The organism is Rhodococcus sp. IEGM 1354 (assembly GCF_030056855.1).
GTDB lineage: Bacteria > Actinomycetota > Actinomycetes > Mycobacteriales > Mycobacteriaceae > Rhodococcoides.
The window spans coordinates 810,862-829,177 of the sequence record NZ_JASHKT010000001.1 but is presented as its reverse complement, the minus strand read 5'-3'; the positions used below and the strand labels follow the sequence as shown (position 1 = coordinate 829,177).

General features: G+C 64.0%; 20 protein-coding genes. 6 read left to right on the top strand and 14 right to left on the bottom strand.

Features of this window, described 5'->3' with window-relative positions; all coding sequences use genetic code 11:
• Window positions 1-174: 174 nt before the first annotated feature.
• Window positions 175-594, top strand: coding sequence for a fluoride efflux transporter FluC (locus QM588_RS04195; RefSeq protein ID WP_283311673.1), 420 nt, complete (start codon window positions 175-177; stop codon window positions 592-594).
• Entirely contained in the window at window positions 591-956 is a 366-nt protein-coding gene (locus QM588_RS04190; RefSeq protein WP_283311672.1) for a CrcB family protein, read from the top strand. The genes QM588_RS04195 and QM588_RS04190 overlap by 4 nt, the downstream gene beginning before the upstream one ends.
• 10 nt (window positions 957-966) lie before the next feature.
• Here QM588_RS04190 and QM588_RS04185 read toward each other — a convergent pair whose 3' ends face one another.
• The 4 genes from QM588_RS04185 to QM588_RS04170 all read right to left on the bottom strand — a co-directional run bounded on the left by QM588_RS04185 (window position 967) and on the right by QM588_RS04170 (window position 3,521).
• On the bottom strand, window positions 967-1,542 hold the full coding sequence (locus tag QM588_RS04185; protein WP_283311671.1) for a YdcF family protein: 576 nt from the start codon (window positions 1,540-1,542) through the stop codon (window positions 967-969).
• Window positions 1,543-1,592: 50 nt separating this feature from the next.
• Window positions 1,593-1,799, bottom strand: coding sequence for a hypothetical protein (locus tag QM588_RS04180; protein ID WP_027495611.1), 207 nt, complete (start codon window positions 1,797-1,799; stop codon window positions 1,593-1,595).
• Between the two features lie 68 nt (window positions 1,800-1,867).
• Complete coding sequence (locus tag QM588_RS04175) at window positions 1,868-2,620, bottom strand: MerR family transcriptional regulator (protein ID WP_283311668.1); 753 nt, start codon at window positions 2,618-2,620, stop codon at window positions 1,868-1,870.
• Window positions 2,621-2,696: 76 nt separating this feature from the next.
• Window positions 2,697-3,521 carry an alpha/beta fold hydrolase gene (locus QM588_RS04170; RefSeq protein ID WP_283311667.1) on the bottom strand — a complete coding sequence of 275 codons (825 nt, stop codon included), beginning with the start codon at window positions 3,519-3,521 and terminating at the stop codon, window positions 2,697-2,699.
• Between the two features lie 474 nt (window positions 3,522-3,995).
• Here QM588_RS04170 and QM588_RS25780 point away from each other — a divergent pair, with 474 nt between their 5' ends.
• Entirely contained in the window at window positions 3,996-4,586 is a 591-nt protein-coding gene (locus QM588_RS25780; protein WP_063216602.1) for a CsbD family protein, read from the top strand.
• A gap of 53 nt (window positions 4,587-4,639) precedes the next feature.
• On the opposite strand, the gene QM588_RS04160 is transcribed toward QM588_RS25780, so the two are convergent.
• The 3 genes from QM588_RS04160 to QM588_RS04150 form a co-directional block, all read right to left on the bottom strand.
• Window positions 4,640-4,936: a hypothetical protein gene (locus QM588_RS04160; RefSeq protein ID WP_027495602.1), complete on the bottom strand. Its 297-nt coding sequence runs from the start codon at window positions 4,934-4,936 to the stop codon at window positions 4,640-4,642.
• Window positions 4,937-5,039: 103 nt separating this feature from the next.
• Window positions 5,040-6,005: an alpha/beta hydrolase gene (locus tag QM588_RS04155; RefSeq protein WP_442972866.1), complete on the bottom strand. Its 966-nt coding sequence runs from the start codon at window positions 6,003-6,005 to the stop codon at window positions 5,040-5,042.
• A gap of 177 nt (window positions 6,006-6,182) precedes the next feature.
• Window positions 6,183-7,481 carry a hypothetical protein gene (locus QM588_RS04150; protein ID WP_283311664.1) on the bottom strand — a complete coding sequence of 433 codons (1,299 nt, stop codon included), beginning with the start codon at window positions 7,479-7,481 and terminating at the stop codon, window positions 6,183-6,185.
• Window positions 7,482-7,558: 77 nt separating this feature from the next.
• On the opposite strand from QM588_RS04150, the gene QM588_RS04145 reads away from it, so the two are divergent.
• Window positions 7,559-7,954 carry a hypothetical protein gene (locus QM588_RS04145; RefSeq protein WP_283311662.1) on the top strand — a complete coding sequence of 132 codons (396 nt, stop codon included), beginning with the start codon at window positions 7,559-7,561 and terminating at the stop codon, window positions 7,952-7,954.
• A gap of 92 nt (window positions 7,955-8,046) precedes the next feature.
• Here the strand turns inward: QM588_RS04145 and QM588_RS04140 are convergent, their stop codons facing one another.
• From QM588_RS04140 to QM588_RS04130, 3 genes are all read right to left on the bottom strand, one after another.
• On the bottom strand, window positions 8,047-9,354 hold the full coding sequence (locus QM588_RS04140; protein WP_283311661.1) for an NAD(P)/FAD-dependent oxidoreductase: 1,308 nt from the start codon (window positions 9,352-9,354) through the stop codon (window positions 8,047-8,049).
• A gap of 145 nt (window positions 9,355-9,499) precedes the next feature.
• On the bottom strand, window positions 9,500-10,123 hold the full coding sequence (locus QM588_RS04135; RefSeq protein ID WP_283311660.1) for a DUF305 domain-containing protein: 624 nt from the start codon (window positions 10,121-10,123) through the stop codon (window positions 9,500-9,502).
• 82 nt (window positions 10,124-10,205) lie between these two features.
• Window positions 10,206-10,601: a DUF6153 family protein gene (locus QM588_RS04130; RefSeq protein ID WP_283311659.1), complete on the bottom strand. Its 396-nt coding sequence runs from the start codon at window positions 10,599-10,601 to the stop codon at window positions 10,206-10,208.
• A gap of 150 nt (window positions 10,602-10,751) precedes the next feature.
• Between QM588_RS04130 and QM588_RS04125 the strand changes: the two genes are divergently transcribed.
• The gene (locus QM588_RS04125; RefSeq protein ID WP_283311658.1) at window positions 10,752-11,630 is read left to right on the top strand and encodes a universal stress protein; all 879 of its coding nucleotides are present in this window, start codon (window positions 10,752-10,754) and stop codon (window positions 11,628-11,630) included.
• The gene (locus tag QM588_RS04120) at window positions 11,627-14,017 is read left to right on the top strand and encodes a phosphoketolase family protein (RefSeq protein ID WP_283311657.1); all 2,391 of its coding nucleotides are present in this window, start codon (window positions 11,627-11,629) and stop codon (window positions 14,015-14,017) included. Before QM588_RS04125 ends, QM588_RS04120 begins: the two co-directional genes overlap by 4 nt.
• Before the next feature lie 11 nt (window positions 14,018-14,028).
• Here the strand turns inward: QM588_RS04120 and QM588_RS04115 are convergent, their stop codons facing one another.
• The 4 genes from QM588_RS04115 to QM588_RS04100 form a co-directional block, all read right to left on the bottom strand.
• Window positions 14,029-14,913: a universal stress protein gene (locus tag QM588_RS04115; RefSeq protein WP_283311656.1), complete on the bottom strand. Its 885-nt coding sequence runs from the start codon at window positions 14,911-14,913 to the stop codon at window positions 14,029-14,031.
• The gene (locus tag QM588_RS04110; protein ID WP_283311654.1) at window positions 14,910-15,752 is read right to left on the bottom strand and encodes a universal stress protein; all 843 of its coding nucleotides are present in this window, start codon (window positions 15,750-15,752) and stop codon (window positions 14,910-14,912) included. Before QM588_RS04110 ends, QM588_RS04115 begins: the two co-directional genes overlap by 4 nt.
• Before the next feature lie 115 nt (window positions 15,753-15,867).
• Window positions 15,868-17,574 (bottom strand): sensor histidine kinase, encoded by a 1,707-nt coding sequence (locus QM588_RS04105; RefSeq protein ID WP_283311653.1) that lies wholly within the window; start codon window positions 17,572-17,574, stop codon window positions 15,868-15,870.
• Window positions 17,567-18,238 (bottom strand): response regulator, encoded by a 672-nt coding sequence (locus tag QM588_RS04100; RefSeq protein WP_135043265.1) that lies wholly within the window; start codon window positions 18,236-18,238, stop codon window positions 17,567-17,569. The genes QM588_RS04105 and QM588_RS04100 overlap by 8 nt, the downstream gene beginning before the upstream one ends.
• Window positions 18,239-18,316: the final 78 nt, after the last annotated feature.

Genomic DNA, 18,316 nt, shown 5'->3' with positions numbered 1-18,316 from the left:
CCGGCAAGTCCACTCAACGTGACATCGACCCCCGGGAAGTACCTGTGGTCGTTCCGCAGGCTCCACTCCGGTCCACCGAACGTGACATCGAGTCCCCTCGGGGTCGCCTTCTGGGGTGTTCGCTGCCGTCGGCTCACTCAGCTGAGGTGTATCGATCGCATTAGGCTCGTCCCGGTGATCGAGGGACTGCATTCCATGGACGATCGTGGTCTGCGTCGTCGCACGCTCGGGGAGTACGTCGCGGTCATCGTGGGTGGCGCGGTCGGTGCGGCATTTCGGTACGAGGTGTGGACGTGGCGGGCGACGCCGCGGTGGCTGCTGTTGTCCACGTTCGGCGTGAATGTGTTCGGCTGTCTGCTTGTCGGCGCTGCGTTGGGGTATCTGTCCGGTCGTCAGGCACCGGTGGCTCGGGCCGGGCTGTTCGGTCTTGCGTGCGGTCTGACTACGTTCGGTCTGTATGCGTTTCAGGCGGTCACCCATCGGGGGGCCTGGAATTCGGTGATCTATCTGGTGGCGACGCCGGTGCTCGCGTTGATCGCGATGGCAGTCGGTGCTGCGATCACGAGACCGACGCGAAGGAGTCCGGCGCTGTGACGACGCTGATTCTGGTGGCGGCCGGCGGCGGACTCGCGGCTCTGGGCCAGTTCGTGTTCTCGTTCGCCCTGCGGTCGCGGCGACGTGCGACTGCACTGAATCTGGTGGCGTGTGCTGCGCTGGGGTTGGTATTCGCACTCGATCCGCCGGACGCTGTTCGCTCCGTGGTGGCGGTCGGGTTTCTGGCGTCGGTGGCTCCGCTGGCAGGGACGACGCTGGCGACGATCGGGCTCGCGCGAGATCGTCGGTATCGCTCTGCAGCACTGTTCTTCGGCGCGAACGTGGTGGGTGGAATCGCCGCGGTGATGTTCGGGTTCCTGGCGTGGAAGTCCGGTGTGACTCTTTATCACAAGATTCTGTGACCGAATCCCGTCAGTCGCTTCCCGAGTCCTGGCAGGAGCCTTGCACTCCCGCCTTGACGAACCCTGCGATCTGGTACAGGTATGTGAATTCCCATTCGACGAGCGAGAAGTCGTAGGCGCGAGGCGTAGGACGCATCGTGACGGTTCCGTCGAAACACTGATCGAAGACGAATCGAGCACGCGGTAGGTGGTACCGCCACGTGACGACGATGACGTGGTTCCAGCCGCGTTCGCGGGCAAGGCTTTCGGTGAACATGGCTTCGCCGCGCGTGGTCGAGGGCGACGGCGGAATGCACAGCACCTCGACTTCGTCGGTGGACGCTGCGCAGGCCTTCTTCATCGTGGGATCGTTGGATGCGTAGGGATCGGACAACACCACGGTTTTCGCGAGGCCCTGTTGAGCGAGCGAGATGCCGTAGGCCTCGCGTCCGTCGTGTTCGCCGCCGAGCACCACGATCGCATCGGCGGTGGCGAGCGGGTCGACGCGAGCTTTGGTGAATGCGAGATAGCCGCCGACACCCACAGTCGACACCAGGACAACCGGGATCGTGAGGGCGAGAAACAGCAACCACCGTCCGCGGAACACCCCACCAGGTTAAGGAAGGTGCTCCGCGAGCGCGCGGTCAGCGACTCAGATCACTCCGAGGGCTGGGGCACTGTGACGTTGCAGTCCGTGACCTCGGGGTTGATGCCGAAGTAGTTGAGCGGACCTGCGACGACGGTCAGGGCGATGGTGCCTGCACCTGCGCAGTTCTCGGGTGCGTTCTCGAAGTCTCCCCGCTGGTACGACGCGAATGCGCCGATGATCAGCCAGACCAGAACGATCAAGGTTACGAATCTCATGGTGCCCCCTTAGGCGGTCAGCCGCCGTTCGGCTGTCGAAGGCCAGGTATGTCCGATTGTCGCAGTGTTCAAACCACATCGTTGCGCTTCGACAGAGTCTGCGACAGATAATCGCCCAGGGCGCGCTCCTGGACCCGGTCGAGGGCCCTTGCCAATTCCGCTTGGGCCGATTCCATTGCCAGACTGCGCATCTTCTCGAGCATTTCGGTCGTCTCGACCACCTCACCGGTTTCGGGCAACCACCCGGGCCCGTGCCGGACGGCCAGATGCCGGGTCACCGTACCCACCATCGATTCGGCGACGGCGGTCATGGTTGCCGAGGTCTCTTCGTGCAGATCCAGCAATTGCTCGAGCGTGAACCCGTACTTCTTCAGGTCGACGAATACTTCGAGGAGTGTGGGAGTGAGGATCTCGCACCGATCACCCGAGATTCGAATGAGGTTGGCGTCGACCAGGCGAGTCACGAGATCGCCGTCGTACTCGCCCAGCAATTCGACGATCTGTTCGCCGGTGATGGTCGTCGGCTCTTCCGACGACCATCGTCGGGTCACGATTTCCTGGAGACCGAGCACTTCGCCGAGATCCTTGCCCTGTTCCCAGCCCGCCAGGAAGTCGGCGATGTGTGCCGAGGTGAACCCTCGCTGCAACAGAGAGTCGATGACCTTGAGCCGCGTCAGATGGTCGTCGCCGTAGATCCCGACGCGACCCCGAAGAGTGGGCGGAGGAAGCAATCCGCGTTCCTGGTACGCCCGTACGTTGCGGGTGGTCGTCTCGGCCTCTCGGGCCAAGTCGTCGATCCGATACTCCACCGAGTTCCTCACCTCCACCACGCTCGAAATCACAAGCCTATCCGCCGAACCGGATGGCAGAGAAGACGCTTCGGCGCACGCGAACCGACTACGGCGTGGTACTCCGCGCGCTGCTCGAACCCTGCAACAGAATCGCCGCCACCAGGGCCGGATCGTCCGTCATCGGCACGTGCCCGAGCCCTGGGTAAGTCCGTACCTGCGCCTGCGGAAAGGTCTTCTTCACCAACGGTGCCTGGTACACCGGCAGCACCCAGTCCCGACGGCCCCACGCGACGGTGACGGGCACATCCTCGTCGACCGGGATGCTGAATCGAGGCACGGCATTGCCTGCTGCGTCGATCGCGCGGTTGGTGGTGATGCTCAGAGCGTCGATCGTGGCTGCGGCGACGGGGACGCGCCACGGCTTGGCATAGAAAACGGCGTTGGCGACGGTACGGCCGACGACCGATCGCATGACGGCCGGGGCGATCGGGTGGATCAGTCGGGACAACGCGCGGAGTGAGCGGAACACGAGCAGCGCACGGGTCTGGTCCCAGTGACCTCGGAAGAAGCCGGCCGGAGACAACGCCGTCGCCGACGCGACCGATCCGCGGGCGGCCAGCTCGAGCGCGAAGTAACCGCCCAGAGAGTTACCGGCGACGTGCGGCTTCTCGCCGCCCTCGGATACCTGCTCGAGAAAGCGTTCGAGCTCGACGACGATCCACGGGCCGAGGTCGAATTCGTCGGTGGGCAGGTCCGGCGAATCGCCGTGTCCTGGGAGATCGACCGTCACCACACGACGGTGTCGCGCCAGCTCGTCGACCACGCTGTCCCACGCATGCTGTCGATGGACGATGCCGTGGATCAATACCAGCGTCGGTCCTTCTCCGCGGACGGTGTGGGCAAGCGTTCGGCCGTCGATATCGAAAGTCACATCTGTCCATTCCAATGGGCCATCGGTCCTGCAGTCGGCCGAACACCGGTGACGAGTGCCGCCTCGCGCTGCTCACCGCGATTCACATCACATAATGTGCCATTGACCAATGGCGCTGTCAATGCCACTGTGCAGGGATACAAAACAACCGAGGAGATCTCATGACACGTCATGCACCGAACAACGCGGCTGCACAGGTCGGCAACCGATGACCGGCGTCGTGGTCGTAGCAGCCGTTCTCGCTCTCGTTCTGCTGACGTCGTCGGGCTCCGGTCTGGACTTCGATCGACGGTCCGTGACGAGCGCGTACCGAGCCCGTCACTAGGAGCCGCGACCCACCGCCGGATAGTGACCCGAAACACCCACGGTCGGACGTATGTTTCGGACCGTCGAGTTCGACTCATACCTACCGGCGTCGTCCGCGACGTCACCGCTCCGGATTCCGGAGACGACCTACACGAAAGAGGGATACCGATGGCCGACTTCATCGACAAGGCTCAGCACAAGGCAGAAGAACTGGCCGGGACTGCGAAGGAGAAGGCCGGTGAGGCCACCGGTGACGACAGCCTTCGCGCCGAAGGGGCCACCGACCAGGCCAAGGCCAACACTCAGCAGGCTGCCGACAAGGTTTCCGACGCCGCCGAGAGCGTTGCCGACTCCGCGGCTGGCGCTGCCAAGCAGGCCAAGCACGCAGCTGCAGACGTTGCCGACAAGGCAGCCGACACCGCCGCAGACGTCAAGAGCGCCGTCCAGGACAAGGTCGAGAACGTCGACGTCGACGACGTGAAGGAGAAGGCTTCCCAGGTCGCCGACAAGGCAGCCGAGAAGGCCTCCGCCGTCGCCGACGACGTGAAGACCACGGTCCGCAACATCGACAGCGAGGATGTGGCCGAGGCCGCGAAGGTCGGCACTCCGATCATCGCCGCCATTGCAGCCGCCGCCGGTGCCGTCGCATTCGTGCTGATCCGTCGCCGCAACCGTCGCCGCAGCGCTGCACATTTGTTCGTTCCGTCGAAGCGCACCACCCGCAAGCTCGCCAAGAAGGCGCGTAAGCACAGCTTCTGAAGGTAATCACCCGGAAAGCCCCGCCTCGTTTTCAGGCGGGGCTTTCGCTCGTTCTACAGCGGTTTCAGCGCCCGGCTGGGCACCCAGTGTGTGACGGTTTCGCTCCGGTCTCGCGACATCAGTTCGTACGTGACGCGACCCAACCAATCGCCGTCGACGGTGATGGACCATTCGACCAGATCCCCCGGGACCACGCGTCGAACATCGAAGCCTTCCGGATTGAACTTCGACGCGTGATGTGGCGGTAGCGGATACAGGACGTTCAGATCGATCCACACCTTGAGTGGTGGTCTGAGCATCTTGAACGGACGCACGGCAGACGCGGGTCGAGGTTGAGCGCGTCGTGCCATCGTTCGATCATACGTTCGATTCGAATGCAGTCCTACCCATCCCCGCAACGAGAGACGGCCACCCGCACACGAGGTGCGGATGGCCGTCTTCGATCAGGATGAATCAGATGCCGAGCGATCCTGCCAGGAACGGCCAGGACTTGTGCAAGTCGTCCTGCCAGTAGCCCCAGGAGTGGTTGCCGACCGGACGGAAGTCGACAGTTGCCGGGATTCCCAGCTGGTCGAGACGCTTGGCCAGGTTGGACGTGCAGAAGTTGGTGGCCAGCTCGATGCCGCCGCCGACGATGACCTGGTTGGCGAGCGTCGCCGGGTCGTTCTTCAGGCGCGGGTTGGCGAAGGTGTCGTTCGGGATGCCGGGCAGTCCGCTGCCGGTGCTCATGTAGATCTGGGTGCCGCGCAGCTTCTCGGCGTTGAGCAGCGGATCGTTCTCGCGCCACACGGGGCCGTCGAGCGGGCCCCACATGTTCTCGACGTTTCCGCCGCCGTAGGTCTCGACGACGAGCTTGACGAACTGCTGACCGATAGGGTCCGAGGTCTGCGCGCAACCGCTGTAGGCCGCGACACCGGTGAACTTGCCCGGGTACTTGATCGCGATGTTGAGAACCGATGTGCCCGTCATGGACAGTGCTGCGAGCGACTGACGGCCGTTGGTGTCGAACTGAGCGTCGATCAGCGGCGGCAGTTCTTCACCGAGGAAGGTGCTCCACTTGTTGCTGCCGAGCTTCGGATCGTCCTGCAGCCAGTCGGTGTAGTAGGACCACTTGCCCTTCTGTGGAGTCACGATGTAGGCGTTCTTGTCCGACAGGAAGGCCTCGGCGTCGGTCTGCGACTGCCAGGATGCTGCGTCCTCGCCGCCGCCTGCGCCGTTGAGCAGGTACAGCACCGGGCGCGACACACTGTCGTCGGCGGGTCGTTGCACGGTCACCGGAATGGTGCGGTTCATCGACGCGGAGTACACCTGGAGCTGAACCTGGCGGCCGTCGAGGGTCTTCACCGAGTCGATTCGCGAGCCGTTGCTCGACTGAGTTGTCGCAGCGGGCAATTCGTCCGCGGACGCGACGGGCGTCATCAGCGCGGTCGGAAGAATCGCCACTGCGAGGGCGACGGCCGTAGCCGAACCGATTCGCCGGAAGCCGTGTCGTCGAGATCGTGGCACGCTGTTTCACCTTTTCGTCGAGTTACACCGGTCGAGTTTCTACATCGGCCGAAGATGAGGTGACGTTACCTCGAGCAAACGTGCCGAGCGTTATGGACCGGACGAATCCGAGACGCGATCGTGATGCTTGCCCTGGACCCTGCGACCGAGGGCGAGACAAACGACAAGGACGATGACCGCCACGACCACACCGACGGGCAGCGGCGAAGACAACCAGACAATGGGCAGCACATAGTCGTCCGATGTCCCGTCGTCCCAACCGAACACCCGCGGCGGTACCGGTGCCGACACCGAGAACAGCGTCAGCGCGAACGGTACGAGCGGACCGATGGTCGACGCCACCGCCCGCGTCGCTCGCATTGCTCTTCCGCCGCTGGATCCGACGAGCAATCCGACAGCGATGGGGTGCAGCACGCAATAGCACACAGTCCCAACGGCATTGATCGAGTCGCCTCCGGTCGGCAGTAGACCGGTGGCCGTCACGACGGCCAACAGTGCACACGCGGCGGTGGTGAGATCCTGTCGCAGGCCCACTCCCACCGCTCCGACGAACAACACCGCGGCCACGACGAATACCCACCACGACGCATCGCCCCAGCCGAGTGCATTGACTCCCGATGCCGCTATTGCCAAGCCCGACATCACGTATCGGCCGTCGCGGCCACCGAGGTCGAACGCGACACCGTATGCCACCGAGACGACGATCGCGACGGCGAAAATCCACGTGCTCGCCGTCGACGTCGTATTGCCCAGATAGATGTAGACCACCAGACAGACGAATCCCAGCACGAGAGCGGCTACCGCGTCGGAGGATCGAAATCGGCCCACGGATGCCCGCAGGACGGCCACGAGCAGCACGGTGGTGGTTGCGAGAAGGAGGAGTAGCGGGACCGTGGATTCCACCAGATACGGTCCCGACAGTACGTCCATCCACCGACCCTCACGCGGTACGCGTAGCCGGGAAATCGCGCTGTAGAACAACATCGAGCCCAGCAGTCCTACTGCGATACCGGCCGAAGGAAGCCTGCGTCCACCGGCGATGAATCCGCAGACGCCGACCAGAGCTCCGGCACCGAGCGCATTGGTCGTCACCGCCTGGTTGGCCGCGATCGGCACGAAGGACGGCAGTGCAACCAGCAGCGAGCCGAGAACTGTTGCTACGGCGGCCGATATCCGGGGCCTGCGGCGATGGACCGCCACGAGCACGAGCATCGCCGTCAGAACCGCGAGAGAGCCTGCCCACTGCGCGGTGACGAACGCTCCGTACCACTTCCCCGTCGACTCGATGTGGAACACATCCTGGCCGAGCGATTCCCGAATCGAATATCCCGCCACGAATCCGCCCATGGCCGTGGCCACTACGGGCAACACGCGATCCGCTGCAATCACGCGTTCAATGTAGAGGGCTTCCCAATCGACGACCATCTGTGGTCTATTCGTCGCGAACCCAACGTCAGGAGTGCGCCATGTTTCGTCGTATCGCCGTCACGGTTGCTGTCGTCGCCGGTGCTGCCGCGCTCGGAGTCGGTACCGCCAACGCCGACGAGTGGCCCGTCGCACCGCCGTATCCGAGCCCGACGGTTCCGCAGGACGTCACCGGGTTTCTGACCCCACAGGACCCGGACTACTGGAATCCGTTCGTCAGCAAGAACCGATTGACGTCCCCGTACGGAAACAGCACTCGCATCGTCTGCACGGGATTCCATGGGGTACTGCTCGAGTGCTGGCAGGCCGACTCGAATGGCAACCCGCACAAGCTCATTCCGCTGAACATGAACTACCCGGGTTCGACGGGCCAGTTGCTGCCCGGCGGCGGGCCCGGTCACTTCGTCTACCCCGGCTTCATCCCCGGCATCGGCTGACCCGTCGACACCGGCAGCAACTGATCTGAGTGTCCACAATTCACCCCCGAAAGCGGGATTCCGTGCGAGGGTGCAAATAGTGGGCGCTCAGGTCAGTTGTACGGCTTGCGTGCCGTTGCCGGGTCACCGTAGGTGATGGCGCGCTCGCGTCGGGTTCCCGTGGCCAGGGTTGCGGCCCAATTGATCAGTGTCCCGACGCGATTGCGGTTGCCGGCCAGGAACGCGATGTGGATGACGCCCCACGATGCCCAGCCCAGGAATCCCGACATCTTCAGCGGCCCGGCCTGCACCAGTGCGTGTCCACGCGCGATGTAGGCCGCGGTGCCGAGGTCTCGATACTTGAAATCCGAACGCGCAGAACCGGATACGTCGGCCGCAATTGCCGCACCCGCAGCTTTGCCGCCCTGCATCGCCACCTCTGCCACCCCGGCGAGCTTGTTCAACGACATGATGTCGCCGACGACGAAGACGTTGCGATGGCCCGGAATCGACAGGTCGGGCTCCACGGCAATGCGTCCCGATCGGTCCTGCTCCACGCCCATCGCGTCGGCGAGTTGCTTGACGAACGGAACAGCTTCCACGCCTGCGGTCCACAGCACTGTGTGCGTGTCGTAGCGAGTGACCGTCTTGGGTTCGGCCTTGGCCGTCACTTCGACGTCGGTGGCCGTGACGTCGGTGACGTGAACCCCCAGATGGGTTTCCACACCGACGGTGTCGAGGGTTCGCTGCGCCTTTTTCGTCAGCGAGTCGGGGAACGATTCGAGTACGCGGTCGCCGCCGTGAAAGAGGAGCACCCGAGCTTCCGACGGGTGGATCGAATCGAACTCCTTCGCCAACGCCCTGGTGGCGAGTTCCCTTATCTGGCCGGCAAGTTCGACTCCCGTCGGACCTCCCCCGGCGACGGCGAAGGTGAGCCAGGGGCGACGCTCTTCGGGGGTGGGCAGGGACTCTGCCATCTCGAATGCCGAGATCAATTTTCGCCTGATTGCGAGGGCGTCGTCGAGGGTCTTCATGCCCGGTGCCCACTGCACGTATTCGTCGTGGCCGTGATAGGCCTGCTGCATCCCGACCGCGACGACGAGGTAGTCGTAGGGCAGCTCGAACGTCGACCCGTCGAATCGGCTGGCCGTCACCACTCCGCCGTCCCCGACGGCGGTGACGGACGTTGCTTCGCCCAGTGCCACGTACACGTTCTTCTGCTTACGCAGCAGGTGTCGTAGTGGGCTGGCGATCGAGCCCTCGGACACCAGGCCGGTGGCGCACTGGTAGAGCAACGGCTGGAAGACGTGGGAGGTACCGCGCTCGAGCACGGTCACATCGACGTCCTCGTTGCGGAGGCGTCGCGCGGCATGAAGCCCGCCGAATCCGCCGCCGAGGACCAAAACCCGTGGACGTGTCATCTGAACGTTCTCCCTCGACCGAACTCGGAGATGGATTCTCCGAGTGTTCAGCGTACTCGAGTTCGTCGACGAACAGACCGTTCGGAACCCCTCACCGAGGGCCGCACCCTGGAACTGGGTACGGCCGCCGGCGTGCTGGAACCTGTCAGCCCAGCAACTCCTGCATTCTGTCGATCTCCTGCTGCTGAGTTGCCACGATCGTGCGGGCCATCTCCTGCGCGTCGGGGTTCGAGCCGTCCGCAATCTCGTTGTTCGCCATCTCGATCGCGCCCTCGTGATGCTCGATCATCATCGTCAGCCACTGACGGTCGAACTCCGGGCCCGACAGACCGGTCAGGGCGTCCATGTCCTGCTGGGACATCATGCCCATACCCGAGCTGTGGTCCATTCCGCTCATCTCGCCCATGTCCGACGGGGGTGCGGGCTGACCCCATTCGGCGAGCCAGGCCGTCATCCGGTCCATTTCCGGTTGCTGCGCGGCTTGGATCGCCGACGCCAATGCCACGACGTCCGGATTGTCGGTGCGACCTTGGACCATGTCAGCCATGTCGACCGCCTGCGCGTGGTGTGGGTACATCATCCGCGCGAACACGACGTCGGCGTCGTTGAACTCCGCCGATGCCGATGCCGATGCCGATGCCGATGCCTGAACGGAAGCCGATGAGGTAGTCGTCATCGACGAATCCGACGTGGTGTCGTTGCTGCAGCCGGCGACGAGGAATGCGCTCACGGTGGCGGCAGCCACCGAAGCGACGAGTATTGTACGCATATGAATCTCCTTGAACGAGTGTGCAATACAGGGATCTAGGTATGTCGATCCGCCGGTGGTCGTGCGTCCACCGGGCTCCCTGTCACACTCGCAAGGTCACCGATCTGTCCAACTCCCACAGAGTCCACGGCGGCGCACGCTCCGATATGGAATGGACGCGCCCACCCATCCCGTCCTCCGACATGACCGAGTGGACGCCATCGACGCTCGTCACCGGGACCGACAGCGCAGCCCACGACACGGTGGTTCCCGCGCACGGATGCATCATCTGATGTGCCGACGGGCAGTCGTGCTCACCGACTGCCACCTGAACCGGGTCCTCGTGGTGGGTCGCCGACGCCATGGCCGCATGCTCGCTTTGTGCCGACGTGGTCGGTGCCACCGAATGCATCAGCAGTACCCCGAGGATCGTCAGCGCGATCAACAATCCGGTCGCCGAGGCAAAGCCCGGACGACGGCGTCGAATCACTGAATGCATGTCACCGACGATAGCAAGACATACCCCCCAGGGGTAGCGGTCAGGGCATTCCGGCTCGAGCCGAGGGACTTCCGACTCTGTCTGCGCTCCAGCGAACCGGCCATGCTCGAGGTGTACCTGAACACGACAGTCAACGAACGGGAATACAACATGAATGCATCGAGTCGGGTCGTCGTCGGAGTCGACGGATCTGCCACATCGCTCGACGCGGTCCGTTGGGCAACGCGCGAGGCGATACGACGCCACGCCCCGCTCGAGTTGGTCACGTCGTCACTGTTCGCACCTGGAACCTACGGCGATGCCATCAGCCTCCGGATCGGCGCGTTCGCAGATCCGGACGTCGAGGCCAAGCGGGTCCTGACCGCTGCGGTCGACGTTGCGCACAAGACCGCGGCAGGCAATTCGCTGATTCTCGACACTCGTCTCGAACATGGCTCGGCTGCACGAAATCTGACGCACTTCGACGTCGCGCCCGCCTTGATCGTCGTCGGTTCGAGGGGCCTCGGTGAGTTCACCGGCGGATTGGTCGGGTCGGTCAGTACCGCCGTCGTGTCACACGCCAAGTGCCCTGTTGCAGTGATCAAGTCGAACACGGTCAGCGACGGGCCGGTGGTCGTGGGTGTGGATTGCACGTCCAACAGCCAGCCGGCCATCGGATTCGCGTTGCGCGAGGCGTCGATGCGAGGTGTCGACCTCGTTGCCGTACACGCGTGGAGCGACCTCGAGCTCGGGAGCGTGCTGACCCGCGACGAAGAAGGTCCGTGGGCCGATTCCGAACTGGCAGAGAAGACTTCGCTGGCGGAGAGCCTGGCCGGGTGGTCGGAGGACTACCCCGACGTCACCATCCGCCGGGTGGTGGTTCAGGACAGACCCGTTCGCGAACTGGTCCGCACCTCCGAGAGCGCGCAGCTGATTGTGGTCGGCAGCCGCGGCCGGGGCGGCTTCGCCTCGATGCTGCTCGGATCGACCTCCCGCGCAGTGCTGCATTCGGTCGATGTCCCCGTCGTTGTCGTACCCACGAACCGATGACCGCGTCCACCACCGAGACCACCTACAGCTCCGATGAACTCGACGCCGATCTGCGCTACTGGGCTGCCGCGAACTACCTGACGGTTGCCCAGATCTACCTGCAGGACAACGTATTGCTACGGCAACCACTGACGGTGGAACACATCAAGCCCCGACTGCTCGGGCACTGGGGCACCAGCCCCGGTCTGTCGATGATCTACACGCTGCTCAATCGCCTCATCTGCCGAACCGGTTCGGATTGGCTGTATGTCACCGGTCCCGGTCACGGTGGCCCGGCGTTGGTCGCGAACACCTATCTCGAAGGCACGTACAGCGAGATCTATCCCGACATCTCGCTCGACAGCGACGGTGTGCGTCGTCTGTGTCGCCAATTCTCCACTCCCGGTGGCATTCCGAGCCATGTGAGCGTGCAGACCCCCGGCAGTATCCACGAGGGTGGCGAGCTGGGGTATGCCCTGATCCACGCAGCGGGCGCGGCGTTCGACAACCCCGATCTGGTGGTCGCCTGTGTCGTCGGCGACGGGGAGGCCGAAACCGGTCCGCTGTCGGGTTCATGGAAGATCCCGGCGTTCCTGAACCCGGTTCGTGACGGCGCAGTGCTGCCCATTCTGCATCTCAACGACGCCAAGATCTCCGGCCCGACAGTGCTCGGGCGCAGCACCGATCAAGCGATTGCCGACTACCTCGGCGGTCAGGGTTGGGCACCGATCTTCGTCGAGGGCGACGATCCGCGAGAGGTGTTCCCGGCCTTGCAGTTCGCTCTCACCCGCGCCCACGACGATATTCGGAGAATCCAGCGTGCGGCCCGCGGCGGCGAGTCGCACCACGGAAGTGCATGGCCTGCAATCGTCTTGCGTACCCCGAAGGGCTGGACCGGGCCACACGAGGTCGACGGCAAGCTGATCGAGGGAACGCACTGGGCCCACCAGGTCCCGCTGTCCGGCGTCCGCGAGAACCCGTCGCATCTGGCGCAGCTCGAGCAGTGGTTGCTCTCCTACGATCCCGGATCACTCTTCGACGACAACGGCGTACCCGCGGCGCACATCCGTGAACTCACTCCGACGGGCGATAAGAGGCTCGGGGCCACTCCCCACGCCAACGGCGGTGTACTGTTGCAGCCCTTGGTCATTCGAGAGCTCGACAACTATGCACTCACCGTCGAATCCCCGGGACGTACCTCGCACGAGACGACCACCGTACTCGGGGAGATGATGCGGGATATCTACCTCGACAACGCCCGACCCGACGGCGGTGGCAATTTCCGCCTGTTCTGCCCCGACGAAACTGCCAGCAACCGGCTACAGGCAGTGTTCGAGGCGACCGACAGGTGCTGGCAGCTGCCGACCACCGAGTTCGACGACAATCTGGCCGCCGACGGCCGCGTCATGGAGGTGCTCAGCGAGCATCTGTGTGAGGGCTGGCTCGAGGCGTACCTGCTGTCGGGTCGACACGGATTGTTCGCCAGCTACGAGGCTTTCGCGATGGTGAGCGTGTCGATGCTGATCCAGCACACCAAGTGGCTGCAGCATGCGGCCACTCTGGCCTGGCGAGCACCCGTCGCTTCGTTGAACGTGCTGCTCACCAGTACCTGCTGGCGCAACGACCACAACGGATTCAGTCACCAGGGGCCCGGACTGATCGACGCGGTGATTCCCCTGGCACCCGATGTGGTGCGCGTCTGGCTGCCACCGGACTCCAATACTCTTCTCGCCGTTGCCGACCACTGCTTCCGCAGCCGCGGACACGTCAACGTGCTGGTGGTCGACAAACAGAGTCATCCTCAGTACCTCACGCTCCCCGAGGCTCGCGCGCACGCAGCAGCCGGCGCCTCTCGGTGGGACTGGGCCGGTACCGAGAACACCGAATCTCGAGGCGATCCCGAGATAGTCCTGGCGTGCGCAGGTGACGTGCCGACCGAGGAGACTCTGGCTGCCGCGGACCTGTTGCGCAACTGGACTCCCGAGTTGCAGGTGCGCGTGGTCAACGTCATCGACCTGATGGCGCTACTACCCGTCGCCGATCATCCACATGGGTTCTCCGAGAACCAGTTCGCAGATCTGTTCACCGACTCGGCCGATGTCGTCTTCGCTTTTCACGGCTACCCCCGGGCGGTGCACCAGCTGCTGCACGGACGCCCGAACGCGCAGCGATTCCATGTCCGCGGCTTCATCGAACAAGGCACCACGACAACACCGTTCGACATGGTGGTGCTCAACAAGATCAGTCGCTACCATCTGGCCATCGAAGCACTCGACCGAGCACACACTGCGCCGGCCGGTTCCGAGCAACTGCGGCAGCACTGCCAGGACCAACTGATCCGTCACGACGCCTACATCCGGGAGCATTTCGAGGACCTCCCCGAGATTCGGCAGTGGCGGTGGTCGTGACGGATCGGTTGCTATCCGCGAGCGACGATCAACGGACAGTCGACGCGGTGCGCCAGTGACCGGACGGTGGACCCGAGCAGCAGACCACTGAAGCCACTGCGTCCACTCGATCCGACGACGACAGCCTGCGCGCGCAACGACACCTCGAGGATCTTCTCGACCACGTTGCCGCGCAGGACTGTGCGTTCCACCGCCACGTCGGGATACTGCTCGCTCCACCCTGCCAGGCTCTCGGCCAGCACGGTTCGGCCGTTGAACACGATCGCGTCGGACCTGTCCGCTGCGGACGCCTCGGGTGACGAGACCGGCTCATCGGTCGATACATGCACAGCAAGCAGTCCGGTGCGCCGAAGCGAGGCTTCCTCGAAGGCCAACCGGACGGCCGCCTGGTTGTGCGCCGACGCGTCGACTCCGAGGACCACCGAGCCTCGTGCCGAATGCAACTCGACGCTTCCCGGCACGATGACCACCGGGCACTGCGCCTGCACGGCGACCGCCGTGCTCACCGAACCGAGCAGCTCGGCGAAGTATTCGCCGTTGCCGCGCGAGCCGACGACCATCATCGAGGCGTCCGAGGACTCGTCGAGCATGGCCTGAATGGTCGGTCCGACAATCGATTCTGTCGTGATCGTCAGTGCGTTCGGATTCTCGACCGATCGCCTCGCCACCAGTGACGCAGACGTCAGAATCGACTCTGCGGCGGCATGTTCCTCGGAGCCGATGTGGGACGGGAGCGCAACGAAACTGGTGTACAGAGCTCTGACTTGGTATGCGGACACCAGCTTCAGCGGTATGCAACGCAGCTCTGCCGCACGTGCAGCCCAGCCGACCGCGTCGAGTGACGAATTGGAGCCGTCGACACCGACGACGATCGCTTTCGCGCCGACGGTACTCATGCGTGCGGGACGACGAGAACGGGGCATTCGGCGTGCCGCATGACGGTCGTCAACGTACTTCCCGGCACGCGATCACGTTCGTGACCGAGCACGAGCAGCTGTGCAGAATCGGACACCGCGATCAGTTCCGAACCCGAGTCGGCCTCGGCGTAGACCGACGCCACTCGCACCGAGGGGTAGTCCGCACCGAAGGGTTCCAACCGGACGTCCATCGCCGACTCCGGATGCAGGTGATCGACCGGACCACCGATGGCGCTGGCCAGAATGGTCGAGACCGTCTGGGTGTGCACGGCCAGCACGTTGACACCCCGCATCGCCGCTTCCTGAAAAGCCTGTGCCACCACGACATCCGAGCCCGACACCCGAGCGTCGCCCAGAGCGGCGACTACTGCTCCATCGCGCTCGGAATCGAAGGTGTGCACGATCGCGACGGGGTTCGGCGAGCATTCGACCACCGTGCGCACCATGGATCCGAGAACCCATGCAGCGAGCGAATTCTCGGTTGTGGTGCCCAGTACGATCAGGCACGCGGATGCGGCTTCGGACAGCATCACTGTTTCCGGGACACCCTGGAGAACAACAGCTTCCACGATGACGGTCGGGTCGATCGCCCTCGCTATGATCGCAGCCTGATCCAGGACGGTGCGTGCATAATCACCATCTACGTCGGGCGCCCCGTATACCGTCTCGCGCTGCAGGTGGGGTTCGATCACGTGGACCAGGCGCAGTGACGTTCCGCGGCCTCGCGCCTCACGGACGGCGAAGCGCACTGCATCGAGCGCGGCCGTCGATCCGTCGATTCCGACCAGAACGGGTCCGGTGGTGTGTGAGATGTTCATCGGGTTCCTCTCGGTGGTGCGACGCAGGATCGGCACCGTCACCGAAAACGCTACGAGCCCATCGCCACTCGCGGTAACGGCCGGAGGTCATCGAAAGAGGTGACCAAGGGACCCGTCAGGGAAGCGGTACCGCCCACGTCACATCGGTGCCGCTACCGGAGGAGCCGGGGCAGACGGTCATGGTTCCGCTGCACTCGGCCGCTCGGGCCCCCAGATTGGACAGTCCACTGGTGGTGGTGTTGTCGGGCATTCCGATTCCGTTGTCGGACACCAGGATTTCGAGCTCGTCTCCGACCGAGAGAGTAACGGTCACAGTGTCGCCCTGGGCGTGATGAACGACGTTGCTGACCGTCTCGCGGACAACGGCAACGGCATGATCGGCGAGTTTCGTGTCGATGACCGACAGTGGTCCGAACATCCGCACGACGGCACGGATATCGACGTTCTCGGTGAGTTCGAGTACCGCGCTGTTGATACGTTGGCGCAACCGCGTTGCGGAGTGGGATGTGCTTTGCAAGTCGAAAATCGTCGTCCTGATGTCCTGCACCGTGTCCTGCAGGTCGTCGATCGTTCTGGACAGGCGCTGCCGTAGGTCCGGGGACTCGGTGCGCTGCAAGGTGCTCTGCAATGCCAATCCTGCAGCGAAGATCCTCTGAATCACATGATCGTGCAGGTCACGGGCAATGCGATCCCGGTCCGACAACACGTCGAGTTGATGCATTCGCCGGCTGGCGTCCGCGATCTGCATCACCAGCGCGGCCTGGTTGGCGAAGTTCGAGACCAGTTCGAGTTGGGTCTCCACGAACGGTCCCCGCCCCTCTGTGCGAAGTACCACCAGGACGCCACTGACGCCCTCCGCCACGCGGAAAGGTGAAATCATTGCGGGTCCGAAAGCAGAGCCCAGTTCCTTGACCCCGTAATCGAGCCGCTCCTTCCGCAACGCTGTTCGACGCCGAAAGGCCATTCCCGAGCTCGAGCCCTCGATAGGAACGACTGCTCCGATCATTCGATCGGCCCCGTGCCCCTCACTGACCGTGACGACGAGTTGCGTGACATCCCCGAAGGCTTGGTCTGCGTCCTCGGGAACCGCGATGAACGCCGCATCGGACCCGGTCAGGTGCAACGACTTACGCGCCACCATCTGCAGTACTTCGTCGATGTCCGTCCCGGAAAGGAGCTCGGTGCCGATGTCCCGCGTTGCCTCCATCCACGCCTGACGCACCCGCGAATCCTCGTACAGTCTCGAGTTGTCGATGGCAATGCCTGCCGCGGATGCCAGCGCCTTCGTGACGACTTCATCGTCCTCGGTGAACTGCTTACCGTTCTTCTTTTCGGTGAGATAGAGATTGCCGAAAATTTCGTCACGTACCCGAATCGGTACTCCCAGAAAGGTTTTCATCGGAGGGTGATTCGGCGGGAACCCCACTGATTCAGGGTGTGACGAAAGATCTTCCAGACGGAGCACTTTCGGCTGGTCGATCAGCAGTCCCAGCACCCCACGGCCGGTGGGAAGTGGGCCGATTGCGATCCGGGTGTCCTCGTCCATGCCGTAGTTGATGAACGCACTCAAGCCATGGCCTTCTCCGCGCACGCCGAGCGCACCGTACTGGGCGTCGACGAGCTTGACGGCCGATTCCACGATCGAGCGCAGCGTCACCTCCAGATCGAGTCCCGAGGTGATGACGAGCATCGCGTCGAGTAGACCGTCGGCTTGAATCCTCGCATCGGCGATCCGACCGATACGGTCCTGTACCTCGGCCAGCAGCTCCCCGAGCCGTAGTTGCGGTAACGAAGACCGGGTCTCCTCGTGCCGGTCATCCATCCCGAGACCCCGGTTTCCGCCCGGCAGTCGCTTCGCCGTCGGCGAGTTTCGACGCATACACCGCAGCTTGAGTGCGGCGTTCCATCCCGAGCTTGGCGAGCAGCCGGGACACGTAATTCTTCACCGTCTTCTCCGCCAGGTACATCCTGGCCGCGATCTGCCTGTTGGTCAGGCCCTCTCCCAGCAGATCCAGCAGTGTGCGCTCCTGGGGCGTGAGGTGATCGATAGGGCCCGATGACGCCGTCCCGGCTCGCAGTTTGTCCATCAACGCCGCGGCCGCACGGTTGTCGAGCAGCGACCGGCCGGAGCCCACGTCCTTGATCGCTCGGGTCAGTTCCATGCCGGTGATGTCCTTGACGACGTAGCCGCTCGCGCCCGCGAGTATCGCGTCGAGCATGGCCTGGTCCTCGGTGAAGGAGGTCAGCATCATGGTCTTGAGATTCGGCAGGCGATCGAGAAGTTCACGGCACAGTTCGATGCCGTTGCCGTCGGGTAGCCGCACGTCGAGTACCGCGACGTCGGGCTGCAGAGCCGGAATTCGGGCCAGCGCCTGCGCGCAGCTGCCCGCCTCACCGATGACCTCGAGATCGGGATCGGAGTCGATGAGGTCGATCAGACCGCGCCGCACGATTTCGTGATCGTCCACCAAGAACACCGTGACCACGCCGACACCCCTCTACCTGCGTCCATGTCGAACGCCTCGACTTGTGAGCCTACGGGGGACGGGCGGCGGTGGTCCGAC

What these genes read in the sequence shown, in the direction of transcription:
- QM588_RS04115 (WP_283311656.1), bottom strand. Translation starts at nt 14,913, where the DNA reads ATGAGTACCGTCGGCGCGAAAGCGATCGTCGTCGGTGTCGACGGCTCC.
- QM588_RS25780 (WP_063216602.1), top strand. Translation starts at nt 3,996, where the DNA reads ATGGCCGACTTCATCGACAAGGCTCAGCACAAGGCAGAAGAACTGGCC.
- QM588_RS04145 (WP_283311662.1), top strand. Translation starts at nt 7,559, where the DNA reads ATGTTTCGTCGTATCGCCGTCACGGTTGCTGTCGTCGCCGGTGCTGCC.
- QM588_RS04110 (WP_283311654.1), bottom strand. Translation starts at nt 15,752, where the DNA reads ATGAACATCTCACACACCACCGGACCCGTTCTGGTCGGAATCGACGGA.
- QM588_RS04105 (WP_283311653.1), bottom strand. Translation starts at nt 17,574, where the DNA reads ATGGATGACCGGCACGAGGAGACCCGGTCTTCGTTACCGCAACTACGG.
- QM588_RS04160 (WP_027495602.1), bottom strand. Translation starts at nt 4,936, where the DNA reads ATGGCACGACGCGCTCAACCTCGACCCGCGTCTGCCGTGCGTCCGTTC.
- QM588_RS04140 (WP_283311661.1), bottom strand. Translation starts at nt 9,354, where the DNA reads ATGACACGTCCACGGGTTTTGGTCCTCGGCGGCGGATTCGGCGGGCTT.
- QM588_RS04130 (WP_283311659.1), bottom strand. Translation starts at nt 10,601, where the DNA reads ATGCATTCAGTGATTCGACGCCGTCGTCCGGGCTTTGCCTCGGCGACC.
- QM588_RS04125 (WP_283311658.1), top strand. Translation starts at nt 10,752, where the DNA reads ATGAATGCATCGAGTCGGGTCGTCGTCGGAGTCGACGGATCTGCCACA.
- QM588_RS04155 (WP_442972866.1), bottom strand. Translation starts at nt 6,005, where the DNA reads ATGACGCCCGTCGCGTCCGCGGACGAATTGCCCGCTGCGACAACTCAG.
- QM588_RS04180 (WP_027495611.1), bottom strand. Translation starts at nt 1,799, where the DNA reads ATGAGATTCGTAACCTTGATCGTTCTGGTCTGGCTGATCATCGGCGCA.
- QM588_RS04120 (WP_283311657.1), top strand. Translation starts at nt 11,627, where the DNA reads ATGACCGCGTCCACCACCGAGACCACCTACAGCTCCGATGAACTCGAC.
- QM588_RS04135 (WP_283311660.1), bottom strand. Translation starts at nt 10,123, where the DNA reads ATGCGTACAATACTCGTCGCTTCGGTGGCTGCCGCCACCGTGAGCGCA.